Origin of the sequence: Paenibacillus sp. H1-7 (assembly GCF_022354825.1) — a bacterium.
In the GTDB taxonomy this organism is placed as follows: Bacteria; Bacillota; Bacilli; order Paenibacillales; family NBRC-103111; genus Paenibacillus_S.
The window spans coordinates 4,411,402-4,436,600 of sequence record NZ_CP031168.1 but is presented as its reverse complement, the minus strand read 5'-3'; the positions used below and the strand labels follow the sequence as shown (position 1 = coordinate 4,436,600).

Genomic DNA, 25,199 nt, shown 5'->3' with positions numbered 1-25,199 from the left:
GATTTTCTTGCAAGATTTGCTTGTGCGGATCCGCAAGAATCTCCAGAACGAATTTGTAGGGAGTTGGAAAAAGGAAGCTAAATTAGATGATGAGGCTGTTCGTGTATGAACTTGTGGACTGTGGGTATAATCAATAAAGGATATTATAGTCCCACCGCTTGTGTATAGTATCCGTTAAGCCTTTTATCCATCAGGATAGAGGGCTTTTTTGCTTTTTTGAGGGCTTAGAATTACTAAAATAACAAATCGGAACGATATCCGATTCTGTTTTGGAGAGCAAATATGGACATAGGAGCAACTAATTTAAGAGCTGGTTCTGTTACTTTATTTGCATCCGTCTGTCGTCGATTTAACCATCAAAAGTAATCAGAGAAATACGGGATCTGGCGCTCTATCAGCTTCTCCAACAGCTCGATTGTTTTCCATTGCGCCTGGAAGCGGCCTACCCGTGCCAAATATGCCGGACGTTTATATCCCATCAGCATCGTAGTCAATGTCTGTATATCAAAGGCCACCTCCGGGTTTCCGCGGCCTTCCACCAATTTCCCGCGACCTTGCTCATCCACATTTAGTGTGAATTTCCCTTGATTCCACTCCAACATCGGGTCATGCAGCGTAAAAGTCAACTGGCAATCCACGACCTGGGGGAGGAACGGATAATGTTTTACGAAGTGGTGAATATCGACAATTCGTGCCATATAGTAGGGAGAGATGGTCTCCTTGATGTCACTGTCTTCCAGTAGGAAGGCAAGAGGCTCTGTTGTGAAAATATGACCTTTGACACGCGTTATCATTGAGAAATGGGCGCTGATAAAATTCCATAGACCTGCTCGCGCCTCACCGTCCATGTATACCATTTCTTTCATATGAAAGACCTCCTCGGCGATCCAATAGAGCAGATAACCCTGAGGCTGCTGATCTTCATCATAATAAACGGCAACAGTCAAATCATCCAGGTCCCAACGCAAGTATTCTTCCCATGCCAATTCGCTCCGAAGCATCGCGCCGTGATGGTTCAGGGCGAAACGACGGTAAACATTACGAATATCAGGGTGATCGATCGACAGCCGTTCCACATTGCCATGTACTATCTTCAGCTTCGGCAATTGGGTATCCTTTACCTCAAACGAGATCTTGTCAGAAATGATCTCCCAACCTTTGCGGCGATAATATGGGATGGAATAGGGATACAAATAAGATATTGACTGCTGCCGTTCGCGCATATTCGCGAGTGATGTGCGCATTAATTGGCTCATCAATCCTAGATTGGCATATTCGGGGTAGGTACCGACACCCGTTAAGCCGCCCATATCATAGATCTTCCCAAAAATATTAACCTGGAACGGATATACCGCCAGCTGGGAAATCAGTTTATCACCATCGAACCAGCCAAGTACATCTGCCTGTTTGAGTACAGGAAGTTTCGCCTGTGCAATCTCCCGATTCCCCCAGCCGAATGTAAGCAGATCATGATTCGTTACTTGGAAAACGTAACGCAGCAAGTCATTGAATTGCTCTCCATGACTTGGCTCAACCTTCTTCATTCTCAGTCGGTCTTGAAGTTTCTGCCTGCTCATTACTTTCTCCTTCGCATCTGCTATTTTACGTTATGTGCTCCATGGTGAATAATTACATGTAAGAGAATCGTCAATATGGTCGGGAAGAGGAAACGTCATCAAGCTGCGCTGTTCGAGCACAGGTTCTGGCTGCAAATATTGGGGGACCACGCCAGATTTATTTTGAACACGCTTTCTCCAAAAGAAACCCCGTCGATCCAATCGGCTCAACAATTTATCCATTCATTCGACCGGTTGCTGGAGTTTTCCCGGCGTCAATTATCCGGTGGGGAGCTTGCGACCCTTAATCAGTAAGCGCTTGATTTGACGAATCAGTTTCGTATGTTCAAGCTGGACTTATTGAAACGGCTGCTGACCGGCAAAGTAACGATCGGATTGACACCGACGTTTATCAACCATATGGTGAATGAGCTTGAGGAATATTTGCACATATTGAACTCGTTGGCTGCCGGTAATCAGGTTCCGCAATTCGACGCAGTGCACCATGATTTACTATGGCTATCCGATGCAATCGGTCACGCTGCTGCCATCGCCAGCGATCTGGATATGGTCGAGAAACGGCTGATCGATAAAAGCCGCATGTTCGAGGTTCATTTTCAGCAGTTTTATTTGAAAAGCATCGAAATGGCAGGCTATATGCGAACACAGCGGCTTGGTTCCGAATCCGGACTGTGACCCGGCTAAGCCGAGGATTGAGACGTGATCTGATTCAGCCGGCATCTCCCATAGCCCCGACCAACTGCATAAAATGCGTATCGGTCAACACCTCAGAATTGTTAACGAACAGCAGCTCCAGAATGTTATGCTGCTGCAAAAACGGGATTAGCGGCTTGTTGAACTGCCGCGGATCGATAACGTAAATTTCACTGAAATGAGGGAGAAGGAATGGAATCAAGGCATTGCCATATGAATCCTTGATCACAGCGAGCCGCTTTCCGTTATTGACTTCCGTTGTAATCTGCCCCCAAGGGCGATCACCGCTCAAAAAAATCCGGTATTTGTTCATCCTATGCGCATGATTCATATCGAGCAGATCCATTTTGAGCGGTCCGGCATAATGAACGGTATAATCGTGTTTTACAAACGGTTTATAAACGACGATCGTATCGGGCCGTTTCTCCAGTTTTTTGTGCAATGTTGCTGAATAAAGCGAGCCCAAGAAGCCGGGAACTTCCTCTTTGGCATAGGTCTTCAATGCTACGGGAGATAGTCCTGTCGCTTTCATGTAGGCTGCATAGCCGTAATAAGCACCTGTCGCCGTCCAGTGATGGTCGGTTCGGAAATATAGATCTTCGTCTATATGATTTTGCATCAAGGCAAGCGCGTCCACGGTCTTTATTCCCGGCTTCAATTTCCGGTATACATCGACTATCGCTTCCTGCTGGGAAGAGGACAGTTTCTTCAATGTCTCGCTTTGCAAAAATTCCGCCCCGGTCGGAGCGATGAGCACCGAAACGGAAACGTCCGAACCAAGCTGATCGGCGACATGGTCACGAAGCCGATTGATCGTATCCGCGTACAGCTTTCCCGCTGTAGAAACATAACTGAACAAGTTCACGGCACGATCATCGATGATCAGTACTTTACCCGCAAGATGGCTCGTTTGCTCCGATTTTCGCGCACTGGGCTCCGGATGACTTTCAACCGGCGAAATGTTACCTGCGCTTGGAATACTCGCGCTTGCTTCATTCAGGGAAGTCGTTGCTTGCGAAGACGCAACTTCTTCGGAGGAAGCTGACTTCATTACTTGAGCCATGTTATCGGCTTTGGAGGCAAGTATGACCGTGTTTTCGGTACCGGACATGCCTTGCCATGAAGCAATCTTCTTGCTGATGCCAACGAGCGCATCGCGGTACGGCACGTGGTCAGCGACATAATTTTCGATCCCTCGCCAATATTGCCCTGACCATATGGAGCTGCCTGACCATTGTGGCAATTGCGACAGACCGCGATTTTCCTTTTCGGATACAGACTTGCTTCCCTCCGGCGTCCACATGAATCCGGTCCCTGCATATACAAACAGGAGGAAGAAGCCTATTTGCAAATAATGTCCTAGTCGCATGACATTCCCTCCGTTTTATCAAAATCGGAAATAGAAAAAAGGCGAATACGTTTTACCTACTAGCAGTAGGGCCGATACGACCAGCATGGCCAACGATCCAACCGGTAATGCAATTTCATTGTAGAAGGAACGGGCCAAACGTGGCTGCAGACGTTCTTCCAACAGACGATGCAAGCGGATTGGAATGGGTGTCGCGGCGATAGCGGCCAGTGTGAGAAGGACGATATGGTTTTGCAAAAGGATGAAAAAGGCCGCATCTGCTGCCGGTATAGGAGCAAGGCCGAACATTGCCCGCAAATACTTGGTTCCGTGACCGAGCGATTCGAAATAGAAAAACACCCATCCGATAAGCACAGCAACCGCGAAATACATTCGTGATACGAACGTAGGCAGGATGGAAAGCAACTTCTGCAGGAAGCTTTTTTCCAGAGTGATCATCAGACCGAAGTACAATCCCCAAACGACGAAATTCCAGCTCGCCCCGTGCCATAGCCCTGTCAAAAACCAGACAATAAACATATTGAACATTGCGCGCTTCCGGTTTCCTCCCATCGGAATGTACACATAATCCCTGAAAAACCGGCCGACTGACATGTTCCACCGCCGCCAAAATTCTGCTACACCGGTCGAAACGTAAGGATAGTCGAAATTTTCCTTGAATGTAAAACCGAACATTTTTCCAAGACCGATCGCCATATCCGAATAGCCGGAGAAATCGAAATAAATTTGCAGAGCGAATGCGAATATGCCGAGCCATGCTCCCGCCACGGTCAATTGTTCAATCGGACTGTCGAGCAGCAGAGGAGCAATTTCAGCCAAGGAGTTGGCAACAATGACCTTTTTTCCGAGTCCTGTAACGAATCGGACGATGCCTTGACTAAATCCATCTGCTGTAATATTCCGTTCTTTAAGCTGAGACTGAATATCGGCATAACGAATGATCGGACCAGCCACCAGTTGGGGGAATAACGCTATATACAGCAATAGAGTGGAATAAGACGATAAGGCCGGAGCTTCCCGGCGATACACGTCCACCAGGTAAGATATGACATGAAATGTAAAGAAAGAAATCCCTATTGGAAGCGATGGCGGCGAATACGATAAAGATAGGGATGTAACCGATTGAATTGTTTCGATAGCAAACCCGAGATATTTGTAGTAAACAAGAAATAGAACCTGAAAAGCGACCGAACCAAGCAGAAGCAGCTTGCCGATCGATGTTCGTCCTGCCCGTTCGATCCATCGTCCGCCGATCCAGCCCGCAGCAACATTCACCAGCAAAATGAAAACGCCTGCCGGTTCTCCCCAAGCATAAAACAGAAGAGAGAACAGCAGCAGCACCGTATTTTTCCATTCCTTTCCTACGATGAAATAAAGCAGCAGTACTAACGGTAGAAAACCATAAAGAAACACGAAGCTGGAAAAAACCATGCCGATCTACCTGCCTATTCATTGTTTAATCAACGGCGTTGGAACCGATGTGTGCAAAGTGGCACTAATGTGCACCGTGAACATAGCGTCCATAATCCGGAATTGCTATCCGCTCGAAATCGTGAGCTAAAGCAGTGAGCCCCTCAGTCAATTCATCACCAAGCATCGGTACGCCATGCCCGGTTATCGCTAAAGCAGGCTTTAACTGTTCAAGCTTTTTGACGGATTGCCAAGCTGCTTGCCAGTCGGTCGTAAAATATACGGGCGGGCCAGTCAACTGCTTCTTTTGGGTCATGACCTTGTATAGCGAATCCTGCTCTACCGTAACGAACGAGTCTCCCGCAAGAAGTGACCTGTCCGAATCACGGAAGAGGGATATATGACCCGGAGTATGACCAGGCGTATGTATCCATCGCCAACCGTGCATTCCCGGAATCGTCCCGTCGGATGGCAAAGCATGAACATGACTCGATAAATTTATCGGCTCATTCGGGAATAATGGCGACAGCTTCGCAATAAGTCCGCCTTCCACCGAGCCGTCGGGCTCCGGATAACTTGATTTGCCGGTCAAATAGGGCAGTTCCAGTTCGTGTGCGTAAACGGGCACGTTCCATGTTTCCACGAGCCTAACAACACTACCGACATGATCGAAATGACCATGAGTTAAAATGATTGCTTTGGGCCTTGCTCCAGCTCCAAATCGTTGTTCGGCTATATCGACAATCCGTTCGGCCGCGTGCGGCATTCCGGTATCGATCAATACCCATTCTTCGCTTGTACCAGCTAAAACGATGTTGACGATCTGAATGGTGCAGCAGCAAAGATCGGAGCTGACCTCGTCTGCAACGCCGCTTCGTATGGACGTAATGGGCATGTAGTTATCCGCCATGGTATCTTCCATTGGATGCTCCAAGTGCTAACCTCCCGCTAACAGTTTGAACGACGGGGAAGAGGAGACTACCATCGTAATCGCCTCCACCAACTTTTAAACTTGGTCATATTTTGTACCTATATTAAGATGCATCCACCATATGAAACTTATTCAAATTGCCATGGGAATGAAAACAATCTCATTTTTATGAAATTAAATGTCATAGAATTACTTGCTCATTACACGCATCGTTTCGTATCTAGTTTTCAGGGCTGCTTGGGCGTGTGTGAGAACCAGGGGATATAGTAAACTGCGGAATGGTTGTTCCCTGTTGAATGCCGTATGCATCTAGTGTGACCGTCGACTTACTGCCGTCAACACCGGTTAAGTAATGTAGGCAAGCTAGTGTTCCAGCGGGCATGAATGGCGTCGTCATGATTTCGGCTGGCACTCATCATTCACTGGCATTGAAATCGGAAGGAGCCGTATTCGGTTTGAGGAAATATTGAGCATGACGGTGCGATCATACGCTGAGCGTTCTGGTTTTACAGGAGGGACCGTTCAACACGCCCTTTTACCGACGGTTACGTCGTATACGTATTCGTATATCGCTCCATCGGTGTCCGATGTCCCATTAACCGCTGCGCTAACCGTCAGTTCGACACGTAAGCGCTACATTTCCTATTACAATAACGAAGCTGTAACCAGCTTGAATGAGAGTTGCATTGCCCTTGGCAACGGCACCGTTACTAGTGTGGCCAGTATAGATGCGACCACATGCACTACTACGATCATACACGCATCGGGTCGGGTTTTACGGTCCCTGGTAAATCAATGCAGGAAAACGCCGCTCTTCCATGAAGAGGCTTGGAGAAATCGTATCCCAAGCTACCACTCCTTAAAATAGTGGTTCTGTTGTTTATACACGACTGCGCAAAAGAGGATGTGAACCGCTCCATTTCTCCCTTATATTTGTCATCAGGACGATCGATTCTTTGCTTTGATGAAAGATTTTCAGGGCTATTTTCGGGCCATAAGCCCACCGTCTTTTCTGTGTGATAGGTGAGAAGCCGGATCGAACAAATAACTCTAACGTTGCCTTTTCGCTTCGCGTCCTAATATGTAAGAATGAACTCTTCCCTCACGAATGCCGTAAATTTCAAACGACACTCAAGGAGAATCCTTGAGTGAAATGGATAAAAAGTAGATTTCCCTCCTTAATACAAGTGGTGTTGACGGAAAAACTCAAATGAGTTATAGTAATCACATACCCATACGGGTATACGTATAAAACGAAAAAATGAAAGGAATGCTGTTAATATGGCCATCTTGAATGTAAGTGATCAAAACTTCAACCAAGTTGTCCTGGATCCCAACAAGCTGGTAATTGTTGATTTTTATGCCGACTGGTGCGGATCTTACCGAATGCTGTCTCCGTTTTAAACGAAATTGATGACGAATTTGGCGATGAAATCACGATAGCGAAGGTAAACGTCGATTCAAATCAGAAGACAGCCAAAAGTCATCAGGTTATGGATATTCCAACTCTCAAGTTTTTTAAAGCATGGTAATGAGGTGGGTATCATAACCATTTTTTTTACTTAAAATTATACCCCATGGGGTATATTGAATGCCGATAAAGAACAAATTAACCCAAGAAAGGAGTCGCCATGGATATCGGTTGGATTATCACGCTATTCGTCATCGGTTTTGTCGGTTCCTTAATTTCAGGGATGGTCGGTATCGGCGGGTCCATAATCAAATATCCAATGCTGCTGTATATCCCGCCGGCCTTAGGATTTCTAGCTTTTACCGCTCAAGAAGTCTCAGCTATCAGCGCGGTTCAAGTATTTTTCGCAACCTTAGCTGGGATGTTCGCTTTCCGCAAAGGGGGCTACATCAATAAATCCTTAGTTTTATCCATGGGTATCGCGATTGTGGTTGGAAGCTTCGCTGGGGGATACGGATCTAGATTCCTGCCGGATGATGTAATCAATCTTGTTTATGCTATCCTTGCGCTCGTTGCAGGTATCATGATGTTCCTGCCCAAAAAAGCTAATGAAGATGCTGACTATACAAAGCTGCAGTTTAATAAGCCTCTCGCTGCCATATTGGCCGCCGTTATCGGGATTCTTTCTGGAATCGTCGGAGCGGCAGGAGCGTTCATTACCGTTCCGGTCATGTTAGTCATTTTAAAAATACCGACTCGCGTGGCCATTGCCTCATCACTCGCAATTACCTTCATTTCTTCTATCGGCTCTACGGTAGGGAAATTTATGGGTGGCCATATGCTCCTGATCCCGTCCATCGTTATGGTCATTGCCAGTACGATTGCTTCGCCGATCGGAGCGAAAATTAGTAGTAAGTTAAATACGAAAGTTCTTCAATGGATATTGGCCGCACTTATTGTGGCTACTGTCATAAAAATATGGATTGATATTTTAACCTAATGGAGGAGATACCATGCGTGAACAATTGCCTCATGAAGTAGCTGAACGAATCCAAAAAGGAGAAAAGTTCGAAATTCTTGATGTTCGGGAGCAGGATGAATGGGAGTCCGGGCATATTCCTGAAGCAAGACACATTCCTCTGGGTGAGTTGCAAGGAAGACACAACGAGCTAAGCAAAGATCGAGAAACGGTTGTGGTTTGCCGCAGCGGGAAGCGCAGCGGGGTGGCCTGTGATCTTCTCTCGACATTGGGTTATAAAGTGGTCAATATGCCGGGGGGGATGTCCATGTGGCCCGGACAAGTGAAATCTGGCAAATAATTATACCTTGGAAAGGAAGGCTAAACATGAGTACTCTACAAGCAGATCGAACATTGGAATGTGTAGGCTTGGCATGTCCCATGCCTGTGGTTCATACCAAAAAAGCCATGGAAGAGTTAAAAACAGGTGAGGTTCTGGAGGTTAGAGCAACAGATAAAGGCTCGGTTGCCGATCTTCAAAGCTGGGCCAAGCGCACAGGACATCAGTATATTGGTTTAAAGGAAGAAGGCGAAGTGTATCGTCACTTCATCCGTAAGGGGGATCCGTCTGAAGTAAAGGCGGAAGCCAAGTATCCCCATACAGCTTCACTTGATGTGATCAAGTCGAAATTGGCGGGTGGTGAGAAGATAAACATTCTGGACGTTCGGGAGCCGGCAGAGTATGCATTCGGTCGCATGCCTGGGGCGAAATCCATACCGGCAGGAGAGCTCGAGCAAAGAATGAAAGAGTTGAATCCCGATGAAGAGTATTACGTTGTTTGCCGAACCGGTAGCCGCAGTGATATGGCTTGTCAAGCCTTAGCTGAAAAAGGCTTTACGGATGTCAAGAATGTGCTGCCTGGGATGGCAGAGTGGACTGGTGAAGTAGACAAGGATTAATTCTAGATCATTCAAAAAACGGAGGAATAAAAACATGGCGAACAAACTCGCAATCATTGCAAGCAATGGGGGATTATTTGACGCATACAAGGTGTTCAACATCGCAACAGCAGCAGCCGCGACAGATACGGAGGTAGCCATCTTTTTCACATTTGAAGGCCTGAATTTGATCCACAAGCAAGCATACCAGCAGCTTCCAATGCCAGCAGGCAAAGAGCATTTTGAGCAGGGCTTTAAGAGGGCTAATGTTCCCTCCATTCCTCAGTTGGTCGAACTGGCTCAGGAAATGGGCGTGAAAATCATCGCATGCCAAATGACCATGGATGTCATGAATTTGCAGAAAGAGGACTTTATTGAAGGTATTGATGTCGGCGGGGCCGTTACCTTCCTTGATTTTGCTCAAGATGCCAAAGTAACACTTACATTCTAATTAAGATTGGGAGGGGTAAAGATGACAACCAGCACGATTCGCAAAATGACTTCCAAAGAAGTGACCAGAAAGATTCTTAACAATGAAGAGTTGTTTATCCTGGATGTTCGCAATGAAACGGATTTTATGGATTGGAAGATCGAAGGAAAAAGCATCGAGATCATCAACATACCTTACTTCGATCTGATCGATGGAGTCGATCCGGCGCTTGAGAAAATTCCGGATGGCAAGGAAGTATTGGTAGTATGCGCCAAAGAAGGCTCTTCCATATTTGTTGCCAAGCAAATTGCGCAGGCAGGGAGAAGCAATGTTTCTTATCTTGAGGGCGGCATGAAATCATGGAGCGAGTACCTTGAACCGGTGAAAGTAGCCGACCTATCGAGCGGGGGAGAGCTTTATCAATTTGTTCGCATCGGCAAAGGCTGCCTGTCCTATATGGTACTATCGAACGGAGAAGCAGCGATTATCGACACCAACCGGATGATAGACCAATATGAAAGATTTTTGAAAGAAAAGAATGCAAAGCTTATTCATACCATCGATACGCATCTTCATGCGGACCATATCTCCGGAGGACATGCTTTGGCAGTGAAATATGGAGCAACCTATCATTTGCCGCCTAAGGATGCGACTGAAGTTACGTTTAGCTATACACCGTTGGAAGAAGGAAACAATATTTACGTAGGCAATGAAGCGATTGCAGTACAGCCTATTTATTCCCCAGGTCATACGATTGGTTCTACGTCTTTCATCGTGGATAACAAGTACTTGCTTTCCGGAGACATTTTATTTGTGGAATCAATTGGACGCCCTGACTTGGCGGGTCTTGCTGAAGACTGGGTAAGTGATCTTCGTGAGACTCTCTACAGCCGTTATAAGAATCTGTCTGATGATCTAGTCGTGCTCCCTGCTCACTTCGGTAAAGTAACAGAGCTTGGATCAAACGGACTTGTATCCGGTCGTCTAAGTGAACTTTACAGCAATAATCCAGGCTTAAACATTCAAGATGAGGGAGAGTTCCGTAAGACAGTTACGGAAAACCTGCCTCCACAGCCTAATGCGTATCAAGAAATACGTCAAACGAATATGGGGAAAATCAGCCCGAACGAAGAGGAACAGCGCGAGATGGAAATTGGCCCGAACCGCTGTGCCGTTCACGATAAATAAGGAGGAAATCGAAATGAACAGTCATAAAGTATTGGATGCTAAAGGGTTGGCTTGTCCTATGCCTATTGTAAGGACCAAAAAGACTATTGATGAATTGGAATCGGGGCAGGTTTTGGAAGTACATGCCACAGATAAAGGGGCAAAAAATGATTTGGCCTCGTGGGCTAAAAGTACGGGACATGAACTAGTACAAGATACAGAAGAAGATGGTGTATTTAAGTTCTGGATTAAAAAGGCCTAATAAGGAAAAAGGAATGACATCAATGTGTCATTCCTTTTTAGGAATTCCCATATTTTCATTCTCCTGCATTGCATCAAAAGTAATCATCTTTTCCTCAAACGAAGCTATAGGATTCGCTTATCTACCACTGAATTTAGCGGTTGAGACAGCGATAACAGGTGCCACAGTTATAGTGGCGCGTGGGCTACCTTGATGAATTCCGGCCGCTCGTCAACTATTAGCGTGCAAGATTAATTACCTATATCATCCGATACCCTTTGAACGAAGGAGGGCGTGTTCATTGAATTGGATTGTGTATTCACTCGTGTTAGCACTCGTGGTTCTCTTTTACAAGAGAATCATGCCTGTGAAGGGCCTTAAACCTATCGATGAAGCACTTTTGTATGAGAAAATAAAGGACCCAAAAGTCAAAGTTCTGGATGTTAGGCACCCTATGGATTATTATAAGCAGCATCTCCCCGGTGCCATTAACATTTATATAGGCAGACTGCCTCACGTAAGGAAGAAAGAGCTGAGCCAAACAGACGAAATTGTGATCGTCTCTTCGTCAGATTACAAAATAAAAAAAGCGGCAAGGAACCTTCAAAAATCCGGTTTTACTAATTTATCTAGCTTTGTATGGATTGACAATACAGGACGTTAACGGTCCTTTTATTTTCAAACGAATTATACCCATACAAGTATATGTATATAGAACGAAAATGAAATGGAGAAATGTTACATGACACAGAAAGAAAAATCTACGATCGTACTTTTTAGCGGAGAATTGGATAAAGCCATCGCCGCCTTTATTATTGCGAACGGGGCTGCTGCTTATGATCATGAGGTAACGATCTTCTTTACCTTCTGGGGCTTGAATGCCCTTAGAAAAGACGAACCGGTTGCTGTAAAGAAGGGCTTCCTGGAAAGAATGTTCGGCAAAATGATGCCGCGTGGTGCCAACAAGCTTGGTCTGTCGAAGATGAACTTTGCTGGAATGGGCCCACAGATGATTAAGCACGTAATAAAGAAGCATAACGCGCTGAGCTTGCCTCAATTGATTGTGCTTGCACAAGAGCAAGGAGTTAAGCTTGTGGCTTGTACTATGACCATGGACCTTCTGGGTTTGCAAAAAGAAGAGCTGCTCGATGGAATCGAATATGCCGGCGTTGCTGCTTATCTTGGAGATGCTTCTGAAGGGAAAGTAAACTTGTTTATTTAAGGCCAAACAATAATTCACTCCTTTCTTATTTTTAGCTGCGATAATCAAGGCTATAATATACCCATACATGTATAAGGAAAGGGTGAATGAAATGATCTATGATGATGATGTAAAAAGAAGATTGAAACGGATGGAAGGCCAGGTACGGGGTGTTCTTAATATGATGGAAGAGGGGAAGAACTGCAAGGATGTTGTAAGTCAGCTTTCAGCCATTCGCAGCGCGTCAGATAAAGCCATTGCGTATATTGTAGCTGTCAACTTGGAGCAATGTATTCTGGAGCAAAAAGATGCAGGAAAAGATACCAGACAGGTAGTCAAAGAAGCCATGGAGCTCTTAGTGAAAAGCAGATAACGGCATGGGGAGAGTGACAAGTGGATACATCAGCTATTATTAATGTTGCATTGATCATTGTCGCAGTATGGTTTCTATACTCAAGGTTAGCTCCGACAAAGGGATTGCGGACATTAAGCTACAAAGACTTCGGACAAGAGCTTCAGAGTCACAAGAATCCGATTCTCATTGATGTTCGCGAGGCCGGTGAGTTCTATACGGGTCATATTCCTGGCGCAATTAATATTCCTATGTCACAACTGAAAAATAAAGTATTTGAAATCCCTAAGGATAAAAACGTCTACTTGTACTGTCGGAGTGGTATGAGGAGTAAGCAAGCAGCCGGTATATTGAGCAAACAAGGCTATACGCAGATGGCTCAACTCCAAGGCGGGATTATGGCGTGGCAGGGAAAAATAAAGAAATAATGAGAACCATCAGTTGATGAGACTGATGGTTCTCTAATTTTGTAACATAGTTTTTCATAAGATTGGAATAATAAATTAGGAATATTTCTTTTGATGGTACTCAACATAGGTTTCTAATACCGGATGAAACTCGTTCACATAGTGGCCTGAAGGGCAAGACTTGATCGCATGAGCGAAAAGAGTATTGGATTGGTCGGTTGTTAGCTTAGCGCTGCAAGTAGGACATTTTTCCGTAAATAAATGACGTAGAATGTTTATGGGCCTAACCTCCACAATACCGAGTTGTATACTGAGGATTCTAAAACAGAATTTTAATTTTTAAATATAAATTTTAGGAGGGCTATCATGTTCCACTATACCGTTGCTTCAAATAAAACTGTCGAAGAAGCGATCCATGCACTAGAAGAGAACTTAAAGAGTGAGCAATTCGGTGTTCTGTGGAGATTCAGTATACAGGATAAGTTAAATGAAAAGGGGCTTGAGTTTCATCAAAAATATGAGATCCTGGAGGTATGTAACCCTGTTGAGGCCAAACGAGTTTTGAGTGAAAATCATTTGGCCGGTTATTTTTTACCATGTAAACTAGCGGTTTATGAGCATGAAGGACAAACGAAAATCGGCATGCCTAAACCGTCATCTCTTATCGGTATGGTTGAAAACGAATCCTTTGAGGCTTTGAGGAGTATTGCAGCGGATGTAGAAAAACGGTTGGTTTCATGTATCGATAATAGTGTATAGCTGATGCGGAACAGCGGCAAACTGTTCTTCTCATTCGACAGGAGGGGTATAAAACACTTTGTAATTTGCATTTACAAAAAAACTATGAGGACACTTGATATATCAAGTTTCTTTTGGATTGTGACACAAACCAAACACAAGGATATGGGGAACTCAGCTTGGATATAAAATATGGCAAAAGCCGCATTATTTTAGTAAGTAGTATTGTCCAGATTCTGCACCAGATATCGAAAAAAGTTAAACCCTCTTTCCTTCGGAAAAGAGGGCCTTTTTAGATATTAGAAATGGGGGACCAATATCCACTCTAAGTATATCCATATGAACCCTAAAAATATTTAAAGCTGTACAGATTTCTGCATAGTTAAAGATTATTCCATAAAATAGTAATTAAATACATTTATAAAATTACTTCACGGTGACAAACTTACTAATGAAATACAAATAAAAAGGAGGAGTCAAAAAAATGAGAAAATTGATTATTGCAACAATGATTCTTACGTTTAGTCTGTTTTTGTCAATCCCCGTATTAGCAGAAGGAAACAATAATAACAATAGCTATAACAATGGCAACGGAAATAACAATACAACGCAAGCTTACGCAACAACAAACAACGATAATAATAGGAATTGGGGATGGCTAGGGTTAGCGGGCCTTTTAGGATTGGCTGGGTTAAGAAACCGATCGAGAAATCCCGAGAAATAAGGTCGTGTATTATTGACCTTTATGAATGGAACAAAGACCCTCTCTCATCGGATGGGGTTTTTTGTTTTATCTGAATAGGAAACTGAAACTCTGTAGGAATAAAAAGAGCATCCCTTAGAGAAAATAACTTTCGATTCAATTAAACAAAGAGGAGCTGTTACAGTGGGTATTTTAAGCGGTATCAACCAAAAAGATGAGCCTTTACACTATGGCGAAATCCATGATCTTTGGCAATTTTCAATGAAGGCAAAAGGTTGTATTTCTGCATATCGTGCTTATCAGTATCATGCAGGCGACAAAGACCTGAAAAAACTATTGGGTGATTTGATCGATCAAGCTGAGTTAGAAGTAAGCGAATGCGACACGATACTTAACCATAATGGAATTGCTTCTTCTCCTCCTTTACCTAATAGACCAGAAGCAAAGCTTGAAGAAATTCCTGTTGGTGCTCGGTTTTCCGACCAAGAAATTGCTGCTATGATTGGAGCAGATACTTCCATGGGCCTAGTTGCTTGCAGTATGGTTATGGGTAAATCCACAAGAGAAGATATTGGAACCTTATTTGCTAAATATCATACAACTAAAGCTGCCCTCGGCTTAAGGATTTTACGAGTAACAAAGGAAAAAGGTTGGTTGATACCGCCTCCACTTCAATTAAAGAGACCTGAGCTAGTAGAAGCCTAGTTTTTGATTTCTAGATTAAGGGATGATGAGATTTTGACCATTAGTATAAAACCCAAACAACCGAAAAGATGCATCGGGTGTATCTGGGGGCATTGGGATGGACTGAAACAATATTGTTCAAAAATAAGCTGTATCAGGTTAAATACGTAAGGTTATATTATGATTAGGATATTATTGTCGACTCCACCTTAACGATATCCTGTAGTACAAAACCCTCTGTCCATCGTAAAGTGCACCCCTTAGAATAGACATTGGAAAAACCCCTAGGTTAATCCGATGAATTCTAGGGGGTGTATTTTTTATGGCAGTAAGAGGTCAGAAGTTTAAAACGTATTCAGAGGAATTGAAGAAAGAAGCTATTCGCCTTCATATGGAGGAGAAGTGGTCGTATCGGCAGATTACGGAGCATTTAGAGATTCATGACAAAGATCGGGTCAAGAAGTGGATGCGGAGGTATAAGCAATTAGGTGAGTTTGGACTCCTGGATCAACGAGGACGTCGTGAGGAGTACTTAGATCAAGATCGGTATGTAGCGAAGCTCAAACGGGAGAATGACGTTCTAAAAAAGTGTTTGCAAATTTGGAAACAGGGGGTGTGAACGGAAAGTATAGAATCATTGAAGCTACCGCTGGGCATTATCCAGTCGTGGAGCTGTGCAGCATGCTTAATGTCGCTAGGAGCAGCTACTACGCCTACTTGAAACGCAAATACGCAGCTCCTGACGCTGATTTAAAGGAGAAGATTCTTGCTATTTATGATCAACGTAAGAAGACGGTTGGATATCGGCGGATACAGGACGAATTGTACCGACAGTACAGCCTGTGTGTGAACCATAAGAAGGTACTACGGCTTATGCGAGATTTAGAGATTCAGGCAATCATTCGTCGCAAATATGTTCATCGTTCGACGCGTGAAGCAGCTAAATCTGATGGAAGGATCGCGGAGAATCTACTGCAGAGAGATTTTAATGCGACAGAACCGAATCAAAAATGGGTAACGGATGTGACGCAATATCGAGTATTTGATGATCGCATTTACTTATCCGCAATCAAGGACCTTTGGAATGGGGAAATTGTAGCCTACCATATGAGCAACCGTAATGACAATCCTCTTGTATTAGAGACGTTTACGAAGGCATTTGAAACGCATAAAGACGTGACTGGACTGATCGTTCACAGCGATCAGGGAAGCCAGTACACGTCTCATGCATACCACGACATGCTGCCAAAGGTTGGCGCCCAAATCAGCATGTCCAGGCGAGGCAATTGTTATGATAATGCCTCAATGGAGAGCTTCTTTTCACATTTGAAAGTGGAAGCCCTCTATCCTTATGATATCCGAAACATCGAGGAAGCACAAAGGCGAATAGAAGAATTCATTCATTTTTATAACGAAGAAAGAGCGCAAAGAAAGCTAAACAAGCTGACGCCGATAGAGTACCGACGTCAGCATGCAGCCTAGGGCTTTTTTCAATGTCCGCTATTTGGGGTCTTGACCATCGGGACATGAGGGTTTTTATTTTCCATCGACCGCTAGAGATCATTGAACTCGGGGTGACTCCGCTGCATAAAATGGCTGTTACATGGATCAGTTAAAGAAATTAAACCATACCGTCAACTGCAGCAGCCCCGCTTTGGTCCTTTCCGATTACAATTTTCGGCCAAAAGTCTTAGACTGCCGCTGTTATTATTAAGCTAAAGTTATCCATTAGCGTAACGACTATGCTATTTGACAAAGTACCTACTAGAAGGTAGACTGTGGTTATGGACAATTTATCTACCACTTTTGACAACATTCTGGCTTGTGCGCGTTCTCTGATCGTCACTGGCGGCTACAACGGTTTTAGTTATGCCGACATCGCTGATGTGGTTGGGATTCGAAAGGCGAGCATCCATCACCACTTTCCTAGCAAGGTCGATCTGGTCCGAACGCTAGTTGCGAGGTATCGGGAAGAAGCTGAAGCAGGGATGGCGAATCTCGAACTTCAAGTATCCGATCCGCTCGAACAGCTTCGGAACTACACTGGTTATTGGGAAGCCTGTATCACGGACGCCAGCGCTCCGTTTTGTGTCTGCGCGTTGTTGGCAAGCCAGCTCCCGGTCCTACCCGAGGAAGTTGCGCTAGAGGTCCGGGCGCATTTCTGCTACCTGTCGACGTGGTTGACATCCGTGCTGGAGCGCGGTGCGCTGCACGGGCAATTTCAACTGATGAATACCCCTCGTGACGAGGCCGAAATGTTCATGGCTGCGGTTCACGGCGCGATGCTTTCGGCGCGGGCTTATGGCGATCCGAAGATATTCGGCGTCGTGACAGACACGCTCTTGGAACGACTCGCTTCGCGCTTCCCTTTGTGATGAAAGCCGCGATGGCGATGGTTGAAGTCATGATCGAGATGAAAGGAGGTGAACATAACCATTTTGAGGATAAGATCGCTATTTACGAACTAATCGTATCTCATCCGCCAAGTTCCATTTGGATCATGACGGCCAGCCGCATGAGTCGCAAAATCATGGCGTGTCAATGGGATACCGGAGCATGGCATCATAGTGAACTTCTGGAAACTTGAACGAACGTCATGGCAATGGATGATTGCGAAACGAACACTGCTTCCCGTCGATGGTTCAGGCACACATCATTTCTTTTTAACCTACCTACTAGTAGGTATGCTCTGATCAATATGCCGGATTAGGTGCGTTCAATTTCCTTGTTTCAGCCCCGTGGATGACCTTGAGCCAATTACGCGGAAGGCTGCATGGCCGATCCATCTTAAGCCCCACCGACACGATATGAGAGATGCTGTCAACCGCTAGTATCGGCTCGCGACAAGACAGAACAAATCACCCTTGTCCTTAAGGACTGGAAGGAGACAATTATGTTTGGAATTTCATCACTTGGCTGGGTGCATACGCTCAGCAGCTTGCCCGCCATTCCGCTGGCTATATATATGTTTGCTCGCTATGGACGGATTGTTCCTCGGTCAAGGTCTGGTGTCATCTACTTCTTTTCGATGCTGATTGGCGCTATCACGGTATTTCCCATCGCACATCAGTCGGTCAGCTATGTCATTGGCACGGCAACGATCCTGCTGCTGCTCGCCGGATACGGCATCAGGCGTGTTTCGAGCTTTAAGCGTGCGGCCAAGTACCTTGAAACAATTTTCCTCAGCCTGACAGCGTTTCTGCTGATGCTGCCGACCGTTACCGAAACCCTGACCCGTGTTCCAGACGGCCACCCCATAGTCGCCGATCTGAATTCGCCAATTCTCCTCGGCGCTCAAGCCAGTCTCTTCGTCATTCTCGTCGTTGGCCTAACAGCTCAAATCATCCATTTACGAAGGCAAGACAGGATCGCGGCATTCACCTCGCCAGCCAAGATGTCTGCCAAATGAAGCATCACTAACTAAGTTATAATCTGGCGATTAACCAGTAATATTTTAATAAGGAGCTATAAAACATGTCATTAACTCGAGCTTTAGAGGGAGCTAAACAGGAATTTATCGCGCATACCCCTTTGCAGATTCAAACGGAGATGTTTCGTCAGATCCGAGAGCAGCAGGAATCTGGTATTGCTTACGGCCGGCAGGAGGGGCAGAAGGCGAAGGATTTTACACTCAAGAATGCTTTGGAAGAAACGATTAGTCTTTATGAAGAACTGTCCAAAGGACCTGTTGTTCTGACATTCTACAGGGGCGGATGGTGTCCGTTCTGCAACAGTCAGCTTAAGGCCTATCAGAAGCTACTGCCTGACATCGAAGCCCTTGGGGGCCAGCTGATCGCGGTCAGCCCGCAAAGCCCGGACAACACGCTTTCCCAGCAGGAGAAAGAAGAGCTGACTTTCCAAGTGCTAAGCGATACACACGGTCTCGTGGCCGCATTCTATAACATTCTTTACGACGTTCCAGATTACATTAAGGACATTATGAAACAAATTGGCATGGACTTGGCGGAATACAACGCGACGAACCGCTGGATCCTGCCGATTCCTTCCACCTTTATGATCGATGAATCCGGCATTATCCGTTCCGCCTACGTGAATCCAGACTTTATGCAGCGGTTGGATCCCGAAAATATTCTGCGTGAATTGAGAAAGCTTTAATTATTTACATAAAGGAAAACGAGCAAGCGATCAGACAGTTGGTTAATCCGCTGAGATCGCAGACAGCGCGTTAAGGTTCCTGCTTTTTACCATAAACATTCTATTGAACATAACTGTACTGTAAAAATAAAGTCTTAGATTAGAGTCGTTGAGTTAACAACGTTTTAAAAGACTGGGTCCAATAAATAAGCAGCGACAGAACAAGACTTGATAAATAAAGTCTTAGACTGCCGCTGTTGTTGTTCAATTATTGTTTCCCGTTAGTTTAGTCAAGGATGCTACGAAAAAACTATATATTTCGATTTCATATTCAGATTAATGCCCAATTGAAGGATTTAATGAAATTTATCTTTTTCTCAGAATGCAAAAAGCTCATCATACTGCCTATATCGGAAAAGAGTTATCTTATCCATGAAGAATGAAAAATGCAATAGATCTTGATAGTAAAATCATAAAAGGAATGAAAGAGATTATTATTGGGGTACCTGGTTAATCAACTGACATAGTTAAATATGTAGAATTTGTAATGAAAAATGTTCCTTACCTATTCGTATGTTTTGATGTTACTATGTGACTATATTATATAATTTAATCAATGAGTTGAGCGAGGGGGCCGTAGCGATGAAGCGATGGTTATTGTTTTGGTTTCCGCAGAAAATCAAATACCGGTTCTTCGTTTCGTTTCTATTCTTTATTTTATTGCCTGCCGCGTCCTTTGTCATGTATTACTTCAGGGAGCTTGAAAGCACGTTGAAAGAAAAGATAAGCTCCCAAAGTTATGCGCAGTTGGGCTATGTGAAAGAAAGCATGGAAAATATCAGGGTCGCGCTTTTTAGAGAGTCTTTGGTACTAAGTAATGATAAAGAACTTCAAGCGGCACTCCGTGATGATTCAATAAACACTGAAACACGACAGTTATATGTGACGGAGCGATTGCAGGAAAAGCGGTTGCAGGACGGATTTACTCCGCTACCCACCCATGTATATTATTCGCTGATCGACCACCGCCATCAGGAGGTCATTACTACTTTTGGAAGTAAAATCAATTATACAGATCTTGCCAGTGAAGATTGGTGGAAAAATTCAGAAGGCTTCGAAAAGCAGAACAACCAAATGATCGGAAAAAGCCTCCGGGATATGTATACATTTACGGTTGATATGGTTGGCCCAGACGGAAACTTGGATGGTCGTATATTGCTCAGCTTCGATTATGTGGAATGGCTGAACGCCATGCACCGTTTTTTTACGATCAGACAAGAATATTTCATAATGAATCAATCGGGGGGTATTGTTGCCAAGACAAGTCCGGCAGCATTTATTTCCGATCCGGCTGCAGAGGTTGTTCGGAGGCAAGCGGCAACGGGAGGTTTTTGGACGAATGGCCAAGAGTTGATGCATGCGGTCTACTTGCCTTCCTATCAATGGTATGTGATTAACAGTTTTCCGCTACATACATTTTTCGGGGACATCGATCAAGTGAAGCACAGGTTGGTCGTCATTCTCGCCTCCTTTGTCTTATTATTCATCGTGATCACCTTTATCATCTCCCATCGAATTACACGTCCGTTGCAGCTTCTTCAGCATCATATGTCCGTCATTGTGAGAAATGAGTTTAGGTCGTCTTTGCCCGAAAAGCTGGGCACCGGTGAGGTACGTGAATTAGGAACAACCTTCAATCGAATGAGTAGCGATATCCGTCACTTGATACAAAAATTAAAAGTGGAGGAAAGGGAAAAGGAAGCATCCAGGTTCCAGATGCTGCTCGCTCAAATGAATCCGCATTTTCTCTTAAATACGTTGAATGCGATCAAATGGACCGCCCTAGGACGCAAGGATACCGAGATTGCGGAGATTTGTGTTTGCCTGGGCGAACTGTTGGAATCCAGCTTAAACGTTCAAACCGATTTGATCCATCTGGACGAGGAATTAACACTAGTGAAGGCGTATGTGCGCATTCAGAACTTCAGATTCGACAGTTATGTCAATGTCCGTTACGAATATGACGAATCGCTTCGTTACGCGCTTGTTCCCAAGCTGAGTTTGCAGCCACTGGTCGAGAATTCGTTCTATCACGGCTTTGCTCAGATGCAGCAAGAAGGCTCCATAACCATCCGGGTAGTGAAAGAACATCAATCGCTGATCATGGAAGTGGAGGACAACGGGATAGGGATGAAGGCATCCGCCAATCATCAACCGTTACGTAAGAGCAAAGGGATCGGAATCAACAATCTGCGGGAACGGTTGCAGCTGCTTTTTAAATCTGACGGCCAGCTCGAGGCAAGTTCAAGCGGCCAAGGAACTCTAGTTCGTTTGAAATTCCCGCTGCTTCTTTCGGAACCGTATGGGAAGGGAGAATGATTTCATGTGGAAAGTGCTATTGGTTGAAGATGAGACACGTGTCAGGCGATTAATTAAAGAAATTATTGATTGGGAGGAAATGGGGTTCGTTATTACAGGTGAGGCCAACAACGGGATTGAAGCGCTTGAGGTGATTCGCGAAGAGTCTCCTCATTTCATTCTTTGCGATATTATGATGCCGCTGATGGATGGGATCGAACTCCTCCAGAAGGCACGTCTGCAAGGCTTTGAGGGTCCATTCGTCATGCTGACCGCCGTGAATGAATTCGAATTGGCCAGACAAGCGCTTGAGTATGGTGCGACTAACTATATTTTGAAGCTCTCGCTGAATGTCGATACGATGCGCCAGATGTTGGAGAAGGTCAGCCGGGAATTAAGCAAAGCCGCCATACCTGCTCGGCAAATATCGTATCGTGATTTCGAATTACTGTACCGCTATACGTGGAGGCAGATCCACGGTATGGATGAAGCGGACCCGGAAAGGAGTGTCTTGCTGCAGCGCATCTCCGCAAGCGGCTTTACACATGCAGATCTTTGTTTAGTATTGCATGGGACCGGCGGGATCGGTGAGGAGGATCTGACTCGTAACGGGTTGATTCATTCCATCGAAACATCGGTCATTCACAAATTCAGAATCCATGGCTGCACCACGTTTTTTTCCTGGGTTCCACGTTCCGAGCTTCCTGTTGTGCGTGCTCCGGCAGAGAACGGGGCAATGGCATATTCAGTCGTGTGGGCCTCTTCCGTACCTATTTCCGAATTGGAGACTACTTGGGGAGGTATGATCAGGCTCATCGAGAGATCCTGGTATGAAAGCAGCAAAAGTGTGACAGCCTATTCAGAAACGGATTCCATCATCCAACAGCCAGGTATATCCTCACAAGCGCTATGGAACATGGAACGCGAAATATTACATGCGTTTGAGCGCAGGGATAAGAATATCTGCATCCGCCAGTTGAATGTCATGTTCGACGAAATGAAAAAGAACCATGTAAGCATGACCATTGTTGTGGAGACGGCGGAACGATTGGACGATAGGTTTGCTGCTATATCGGGTCATGGGAAAGCTCAAACCGATGATTGGTTGTCCGCAGCAAACCATGAAGAACTTCGTCATGTGCTAGAAGACAGAATCGATGACTGGATAACAAAATGGATAAAGTCGACAACATTGCCATCGGCCCATCCCGAGATTAACAGGATTGTGGATTATATCCAAAGCCATTACGATAAGGAAATCACGTTGAAATCGATGGCAGAGCACGTCACCTTGGATGAGCACTATTTAAGCGGCTTATTCAGTAAAAAAATGGGCTGCACATTAATCCAATACTTGCATAAAGTGAGGATTGATCAAGCCCGGTTTTATTTGCTCCAATCTACATTAACCGTCGGGGAAATTGCAGAAAGGGTCGGATTTGCGAATGCCGCGTATTTTGTGAAAATTTTTAAGCGCTGGACAGAACAGACCCCCAGTGAGTTCAGAAAGAATAACATGTCCAATGGATAGATTTTCGCGCCCCTTTCTGCTTGCGGAGAGGGGCCGATTTGTTTTTACCGGCTTAATTTTGTATAAGAGGTCACTAAATCTGTTTCTTATCCGCCTTCAGGTACGGTGGTATGATAAAGATGTGTTACAGAAAGGGAGCAGCGTCTACTGCAGGGATTCATCTCCCTTCTGCGATTCCAATCTATAATCCGATTAAGGAAAGAAGGGGGATATCGATGTATAAATATAAAAAGATCGTGTTATCCGCGACCTCCATTGCACTTTTTAGCAGCTTGCTTGCAGCCTGTGGAGACGAAACCAAGGAAAACGGTGCGGCTCAAGAATCATCGAAGAAGGTCAAACTGGATATTATAACAAGCGGGGCCGGCCTGCCCGCTCCAGAGAAAGACTTCGTTCGGGAGAATCTGAACAAGGCGCTGAATGCTGATATCAACTTGACGGCTTATGCCACTGATTATGGCAATCAGCTGAATGTCCGGATGGCGTCAGGCAATTACCCGGATTTGTTTGCCGTTGACAAGGTTTCGTTGAAGCAGTTGTCGGAACAAGGGCTTCTGCTCGATCTGACTCCCTATTTCGAGAAAGAACTTAAGCCGGTCCAAACCTTCATCGGAGATTCCAGCCTGAAGAAAGGTATGGTTAACGGCAAAGTGTATGCAGTTGCCCAAGCACCGCAAGCCCCGAAAGCATCTTACTGGATCCGCAAAGATTGGCTGAACAAGTTGCAATTGAAGCCGCCTGAAACTCTCGATGAACTGCTGGCCGTGTCCAAAGCGTTCACGGAGAAGGACCCGGACGGCAACGGAAAGAATGATACTTATGGTATCACAGGCCTGATGGGACTCACAGGCGTCAACTTGTTGTCCGCTTTCTCCCCTGTATTTGGAGGATATGGTGTCCCTAATCCGGGTGAATTTTTCATCAAAGACGGAAAGGTAGTCCAATCGTTATATGACCCGGGTATGAAGGATGCATTGGCCTTTATTGCGAAGTTCACTGCCAGCGGTTCGGTTGATCCGGATTATGTATTGAACACGGGGACGCAGCCCAGGGACAAGGCCATCAAGGGGCAAGTGGGAATCATCTGGACGGAATGGACAAATTTGACCAATGAACAGTACGTCGAGCAAATCAAGAAAGTAAATCCGAATGCCGAATGGGTGCAGTTGCAAGCACCGAAGGGTCCCGCAGGACAGTTCTCTGGGTCATTGGATATCGGTAAAGCAGCCGGATTGATGGCGATTCCGAAGGCGCTGGAGAAGGACAAAGCGAAACTGCAGAGAGTGTTCGACCTTTTGAACTATATCTCCGGCGGAGAAGGCTCGAAGCTTGTCCAGTTTGGCGTGGAGGGCAAACACTATAATATGGAAAACGGCAAGGTTGTCCCGACTCCGCTTATGGCCTCTGAAGCTGGGTTTACCTACATGTACCAATTCACCGGTCGGCCGGACCTTGATTATTTGTCGATCAAGTTTGCTTCTCAATTTCCATTTATCGATTTCGCGAACAAACAACCCCGTATTCAGTCGCTTAACGGCTTCCTGAGCTATCCGGATGGTTACAATGATGCCGATGCCAGCCGGTACATTTCGGAAGAAATCACGAAGTTCGCTTATGGAAAGCGGCCGATGAGTCAATACGATGACTTCCTGAAAAGCCTTGAAACGACGATGAACTATAAGACTTTTCTGAACTCGGCGACCAAGCAATTAAATGAGTTGGGTTACGGTAAATAGAGCAATTAGTCTTTGTGGCAATATGCAATGAATCTTTGAGGCGAAGAGCCGATTCTTCTCGGTTCTTCGCTTTTTGGTACTTTCAATAAGATAAATAAGTTTGCAATGGAATCGAGGCTATGCATCATTCAGGTAACGGATACGGGTAAGCTCATTCCTAAACCCGTACATTCCGGATAAGCGGTTGACGGCGCCATAACCGAGGCATCCTGAAGGCTTGCAGCGGTCTAGGTGAAGTCCCCCATTGGGATAGCTGATAGATAACCAG

Annotated in this window: 26 protein-coding genes and 2 pseudogenes; 24 read left to right on the top strand and 4 right to left on the bottom strand. The window is 45.1% G+C overall.

The window, feature by feature from the left end; genetic code table 11:
* Positions 1-356: 356 nt before the first annotated feature.
* The gene (locus DVH26_RS19670) at positions 357-1,577 is read right to left on the bottom strand and encodes a GNAT family N-acetyltransferase (protein WP_239624387.1); all 1,221 of its coding nucleotides are present in this window, start codon (positions 1,575-1,577) and stop codon (positions 357-359) included.
* Positions 1,578-1,652: 75 nt separating this feature from the next.
* Here DVH26_RS19670 and DVH26_RS19665 point away from each other — a divergent pair.
* Together DVH26_RS19665 and DVH26_RS19660 are read left to right on the top strand one after the other, a co-directional pair.
* A pseudogene (locus DVH26_RS19665) lies at positions 1,653-1,955 on the top strand (DUF2935 domain-containing protein); the annotation flags it as partial.
* Positions 1,956-1,976: 21 nt separating this feature from the next.
* Positions 1,977-2,252 carry a DUF2935 domain-containing protein gene (locus DVH26_RS19660; RefSeq protein WP_239635434.1) on the top strand — a complete coding sequence of 92 codons (276 nt, stop codon included), beginning with the start codon at positions 1,977-1,979 and terminating at the stop codon, positions 2,250-2,252.
* A 34-nt stretch (positions 2,253-2,286) separates the two neighbouring features.
* Here the strand turns inward: DVH26_RS19660 and DVH26_RS19655 are convergent, their stop codons facing one another.
* The 3 genes from DVH26_RS19655 to DVH26_RS19645 all read right to left on the bottom strand — a co-directional run bounded on the left by DVH26_RS19655 (position 2,287) and on the right by DVH26_RS19645 (position 5,971).
* A complete protein-coding gene (locus DVH26_RS19655; protein ID WP_239624385.1) occupies positions 2,287-3,639 on the bottom strand; it encodes a DHHW family protein in 1,353 nt (450 codons plus the stop codon).
* A gap of 18 nt (positions 3,640-3,657) precedes the next feature.
* Positions 3,658-5,070 carry an MBOAT family O-acyltransferase gene (locus tag DVH26_RS19650; protein ID WP_239624383.1) on the bottom strand — a complete coding sequence of 471 codons (1,413 nt, stop codon included), beginning with the start codon at positions 5,068-5,070 and terminating at the stop codon, positions 3,658-3,660.
* A gap of 64 nt (positions 5,071-5,134) precedes the next feature.
* Entirely contained in the window at positions 5,135-5,971 is an 837-nt protein-coding gene (locus DVH26_RS19645) for an MBL fold metallo-hydrolase (protein WP_239635433.1), read from the bottom strand.
* Between the two features lie 1,290 nt (positions 5,972-7,261).
* On the opposite strand from DVH26_RS19645, the pseudogene DVH26_RS37330 reads away from it, so the two are divergent.
* From DVH26_RS37330 to DVH26_RS19540, 22 genes and pseudogenes are all read left to right on the top strand, one after another.
* Positions 7,262-7,512, top strand: a pseudogene (locus DVH26_RS37330) (thioredoxin family protein).
* A 99-nt stretch (positions 7,513-7,611) separates the two neighbouring features.
* The gene (locus tag DVH26_RS19640) at positions 7,612-8,391 is read left to right on the top strand and encodes a sulfite exporter TauE/SafE family protein (RefSeq protein ID WP_239624381.1); all 780 of its coding nucleotides are present in this window, start codon (positions 7,612-7,614) and stop codon (positions 8,389-8,391) included.
* Between the two features lie 13 nt (positions 8,392-8,404).
* Positions 8,405-8,710, top strand: a complete 306-nt coding sequence (locus DVH26_RS19635) for a rhodanese-like domain-containing protein (protein ID WP_239624379.1) — start codon at positions 8,405-8,407, stop codon at positions 8,708-8,710.
* 26 nt (positions 8,711-8,736) lie between these two features.
* Entirely contained in the window at positions 8,737-9,309 is a 573-nt protein-coding gene (locus DVH26_RS19630) for a sulfurtransferase TusA family protein (RefSeq protein WP_239624377.1), read from the top strand.
* A 34-nt stretch (positions 9,310-9,343) separates the two neighbouring features.
* A complete protein-coding gene (locus DVH26_RS19625) occupies positions 9,344-9,739 on the top strand; it encodes a DsrE/DsrF/DrsH-like family protein (protein ID WP_239624375.1) in 396 nt (131 codons plus the stop codon).
* Between the two features lie 21 nt (positions 9,740-9,760).
* Positions 9,761-10,906, top strand: a complete 1,146-nt coding sequence (locus tag DVH26_RS19620; protein ID WP_239624373.1) for an MBL fold metallo-hydrolase — start codon at positions 9,761-9,763, stop codon at positions 10,904-10,906.
* A 13-nt stretch (positions 10,907-10,919) separates the two neighbouring features.
* Positions 10,920-11,147, top strand: coding sequence for a sulfurtransferase TusA family protein (locus tag DVH26_RS19615; protein ID WP_239624371.1), 228 nt, complete (start codon positions 10,920-10,922; stop codon positions 11,145-11,147).
* 280 nt (positions 11,148-11,427) lie between these two features.
* Complete coding sequence (locus DVH26_RS19610) at positions 11,428-11,790, top strand: rhodanese-like domain-containing protein (RefSeq protein ID WP_239624368.1); 363 nt, start codon at positions 11,428-11,430, stop codon at positions 11,788-11,790.
* Positions 11,791-11,868: 78 nt separating this feature from the next.
* Positions 11,869-12,348 (top strand): DsrE/DsrF/DrsH-like family protein, encoded by a 480-nt coding sequence (locus tag DVH26_RS19605; RefSeq protein ID WP_239624365.1) that lies wholly within the window; start codon positions 11,869-11,871, stop codon positions 12,346-12,348.
* 91 nt (positions 12,349-12,439) lie between these two features.
* A complete protein-coding gene (locus tag DVH26_RS19600) occupies positions 12,440-12,700 on the top strand; it encodes a metal-sensitive transcriptional regulator (RefSeq protein ID WP_239624363.1) in 261 nt (86 codons plus the stop codon).
* Between the two features lie 20 nt (positions 12,701-12,720).
* On the top strand, positions 12,721-13,107 hold the full coding sequence (locus tag DVH26_RS19595) for a rhodanese-like domain-containing protein (RefSeq protein ID WP_239624361.1): 387 nt from the start codon (positions 12,721-12,723) through the stop codon (positions 13,105-13,107).
* Between the two features lie 345 nt (positions 13,108-13,452).
* Positions 13,453-13,845: a DUF302 domain-containing protein gene (locus DVH26_RS19590; protein WP_239624359.1), complete on the top strand. Its 393-nt coding sequence runs from the start codon at positions 13,453-13,455 to the stop codon at positions 13,843-13,845.
* Between the two features lie 463 nt (positions 13,846-14,308).
* Entirely contained in the window at positions 14,309-14,548 is a 240-nt protein-coding gene (locus tag DVH26_RS19585; RefSeq protein ID WP_239624357.1) for a WGxxGxxG family protein, read from the top strand.
* Between the two features lie 162 nt (positions 14,549-14,710).
* Positions 14,711-15,232 carry a DUF3231 family protein gene (locus DVH26_RS19580; RefSeq protein ID WP_239624355.1) on the top strand — a complete coding sequence of 174 codons (522 nt, stop codon included), beginning with the start codon at positions 14,711-14,713 and terminating at the stop codon, positions 15,230-15,232.
* A gap of 301 nt (positions 15,233-15,533) precedes the next feature.
* A complete protein-coding gene (locus DVH26_RS19575) occupies positions 15,534-15,830 on the top strand; it encodes a helix-turn-helix domain-containing protein (protein ID WP_239624353.1) in 297 nt (98 codons plus the stop codon).
* Positions 15,800-16,693 carry an IS3 family transposase gene (locus tag DVH26_RS19570; protein WP_345774002.1) on the top strand — a complete coding sequence of 298 codons (894 nt, stop codon included), beginning with the start codon at positions 15,800-15,802 and terminating at the stop codon, positions 16,691-16,693. The genes DVH26_RS19575 and DVH26_RS19570 overlap by 31 nt, the downstream gene beginning before the upstream one ends.
* Positions 16,694-16,995: 302 nt before the next feature.
* On the top strand, positions 16,996-17,586 hold the full coding sequence (locus DVH26_RS19565; RefSeq protein ID WP_239624350.1) for a TetR/AcrR family transcriptional regulator: 591 nt from the start codon (positions 16,996-16,998) through the stop codon (positions 17,584-17,586).
* A 518-nt stretch (positions 17,587-18,104) separates the two neighbouring features.
* On the top strand, positions 18,105-18,620 hold the full coding sequence (locus DVH26_RS19560) for a hypothetical protein (RefSeq protein WP_239624348.1): 516 nt from the start codon (positions 18,105-18,107) through the stop codon (positions 18,618-18,620).
* A gap of 65 nt (positions 18,621-18,685) precedes the next feature.
* Positions 18,686-19,327 carry a peroxiredoxin-like family protein gene (locus DVH26_RS19555; RefSeq protein ID WP_239624346.1) on the top strand — a complete coding sequence of 214 codons (642 nt, stop codon included), beginning with the start codon at positions 18,686-18,688 and terminating at the stop codon, positions 19,325-19,327.
* A 750-nt stretch (positions 19,328-20,077) separates the two neighbouring features.
* Entirely contained in the window at positions 20,078-21,685 is a 1,608-nt protein-coding gene (locus DVH26_RS19550) for a sensor histidine kinase (RefSeq protein ID WP_239624344.1), read from the top strand.
* 4 nt (positions 21,686-21,689) lie between these two features.
* Positions 21,690-23,195, top strand: a complete 1,506-nt coding sequence (locus DVH26_RS19545; protein ID WP_239624342.1) for a response regulator transcription factor — start codon at positions 21,690-21,692, stop codon at positions 23,193-23,195.
* Between the two features lie 215 nt (positions 23,196-23,410).
* Positions 23,411-24,931 (top strand): extracellular solute-binding protein, encoded by a 1,521-nt coding sequence (locus DVH26_RS19540; RefSeq protein ID WP_239624340.1) that lies wholly within the window; start codon positions 23,411-23,413, stop codon positions 24,929-24,931.
* The last annotated feature ends 268 nt before the right edge of the window (positions 24,932-25,199 follow it).

What these genes read in the sequence shown, in the direction of transcription:
- DVH26_RS19670 (WP_239624387.1), bottom strand. Translation starts at nt 1,577, where the DNA reads ATGAGCAGGCAGAAACTTCAAGACCGACTGAGAATGAAGAAGGTTGAG.
- DVH26_RS19660 (WP_239635434.1), top strand. Translation starts at nt 1,977, where the DNA reads ATGGTGAATGAGCTTGAGGAATATTTGCACATATTGAACTCGTTGGCT.
- DVH26_RS19655 (WP_239624385.1), bottom strand. Translation starts at nt 3,639, where the DNA reads ATGCGACTAGGACATTATTTGCAAATAGGCTTCTTCCTCCTGTTTGTA.
- DVH26_RS19650 (WP_239624383.1), bottom strand. Translation starts at nt 5,070, where the DNA reads ATGGTTTTTTCCAGCTTCGTGTTTCTTTATGGTTTTCTACCGTTAGTA.
- DVH26_RS19645 (WP_239635433.1), bottom strand. Translation starts at nt 5,971, where the DNA reads ATGGAAGATACCATGGCGGATAACTACATGCCCATTACGTCCATACGA.
- DVH26_RS19640 (WP_239624381.1), top strand. Translation starts at nt 7,612, where the DNA reads ATGGATATCGGTTGGATTATCACGCTATTCGTCATCGGTTTTGTCGGT.
- DVH26_RS19635 (WP_239624379.1), top strand. Translation starts at nt 8,405, where the DNA reads ATGCGTGAACAATTGCCTCATGAAGTAGCTGAACGAATCCAAAAAGGA.
- DVH26_RS19630 (WP_239624377.1), top strand. Translation starts at nt 8,737, where the DNA reads ATGAGTACTCTACAAGCAGATCGAACATTGGAATGTGTAGGCTTGGCA.
- DVH26_RS19625 (WP_239624375.1), top strand. Translation starts at nt 9,344, where the DNA reads ATGGCGAACAAACTCGCAATCATTGCAAGCAATGGGGGATTATTTGAC.
- DVH26_RS19620 (WP_239624373.1), top strand. Translation starts at nt 9,761, where the DNA reads ATGACAACCAGCACGATTCGCAAAATGACTTCCAAAGAAGTGACCAGA.
- DVH26_RS19615 (WP_239624371.1), top strand. Translation starts at nt 10,920, where the DNA reads ATGAACAGTCATAAAGTATTGGATGCTAAAGGGTTGGCTTGTCCTATG.
- DVH26_RS19605 (WP_239624365.1), top strand. Translation starts at nt 11,869, where the DNA reads ATGACACAGAAAGAAAAATCTACGATCGTACTTTTTAGCGGAGAATTG.
- DVH26_RS19600 (WP_239624363.1), top strand. Translation starts at nt 12,440, where the DNA reads ATGATCTATGATGATGATGTAAAAAGAAGATTGAAACGGATGGAAGGC.
- DVH26_RS19590 (WP_239624359.1), top strand. Translation starts at nt 13,453, where the DNA reads ATGTTCCACTATACCGTTGCTTCAAATAAAACTGTCGAAGAAGCGATC.
- DVH26_RS19585 (WP_239624357.1), top strand. Translation starts at nt 14,309, where the DNA reads ATGAGAAAATTGATTATTGCAACAATGATTCTTACGTTTAGTCTGTTT.
- DVH26_RS19575 (WP_239624353.1), top strand. Translation starts at nt 15,534, where the DNA reads ATGGCAGTAAGAGGTCAGAAGTTTAAAACGTATTCAGAGGAATTGAAG.
- DVH26_RS19565 (WP_239624350.1), top strand. Translation starts at nt 16,996, where the DNA reads ATGGACAATTTATCTACCACTTTTGACAACATTCTGGCTTGTGCGCGT.
- DVH26_RS19560 (WP_239624348.1), top strand. Translation starts at nt 18,105, where the DNA reads ATGTTTGGAATTTCATCACTTGGCTGGGTGCATACGCTCAGCAGCTTG.
- DVH26_RS19555 (WP_239624346.1), top strand. Translation starts at nt 18,686, where the DNA reads ATGTCATTAACTCGAGCTTTAGAGGGAGCTAAACAGGAATTTATCGCG.
- DVH26_RS19545 (WP_239624342.1), top strand. Translation starts at nt 21,690, where the DNA reads ATGTGGAAAGTGCTATTGGTTGAAGATGAGACACGTGTCAGGCGATTA.
- DVH26_RS19540 (WP_239624340.1), top strand. Translation starts at nt 23,411, where the DNA reads ATGTATAAATATAAAAAGATCGTGTTATCCGCGACCTCCATTGCACTT.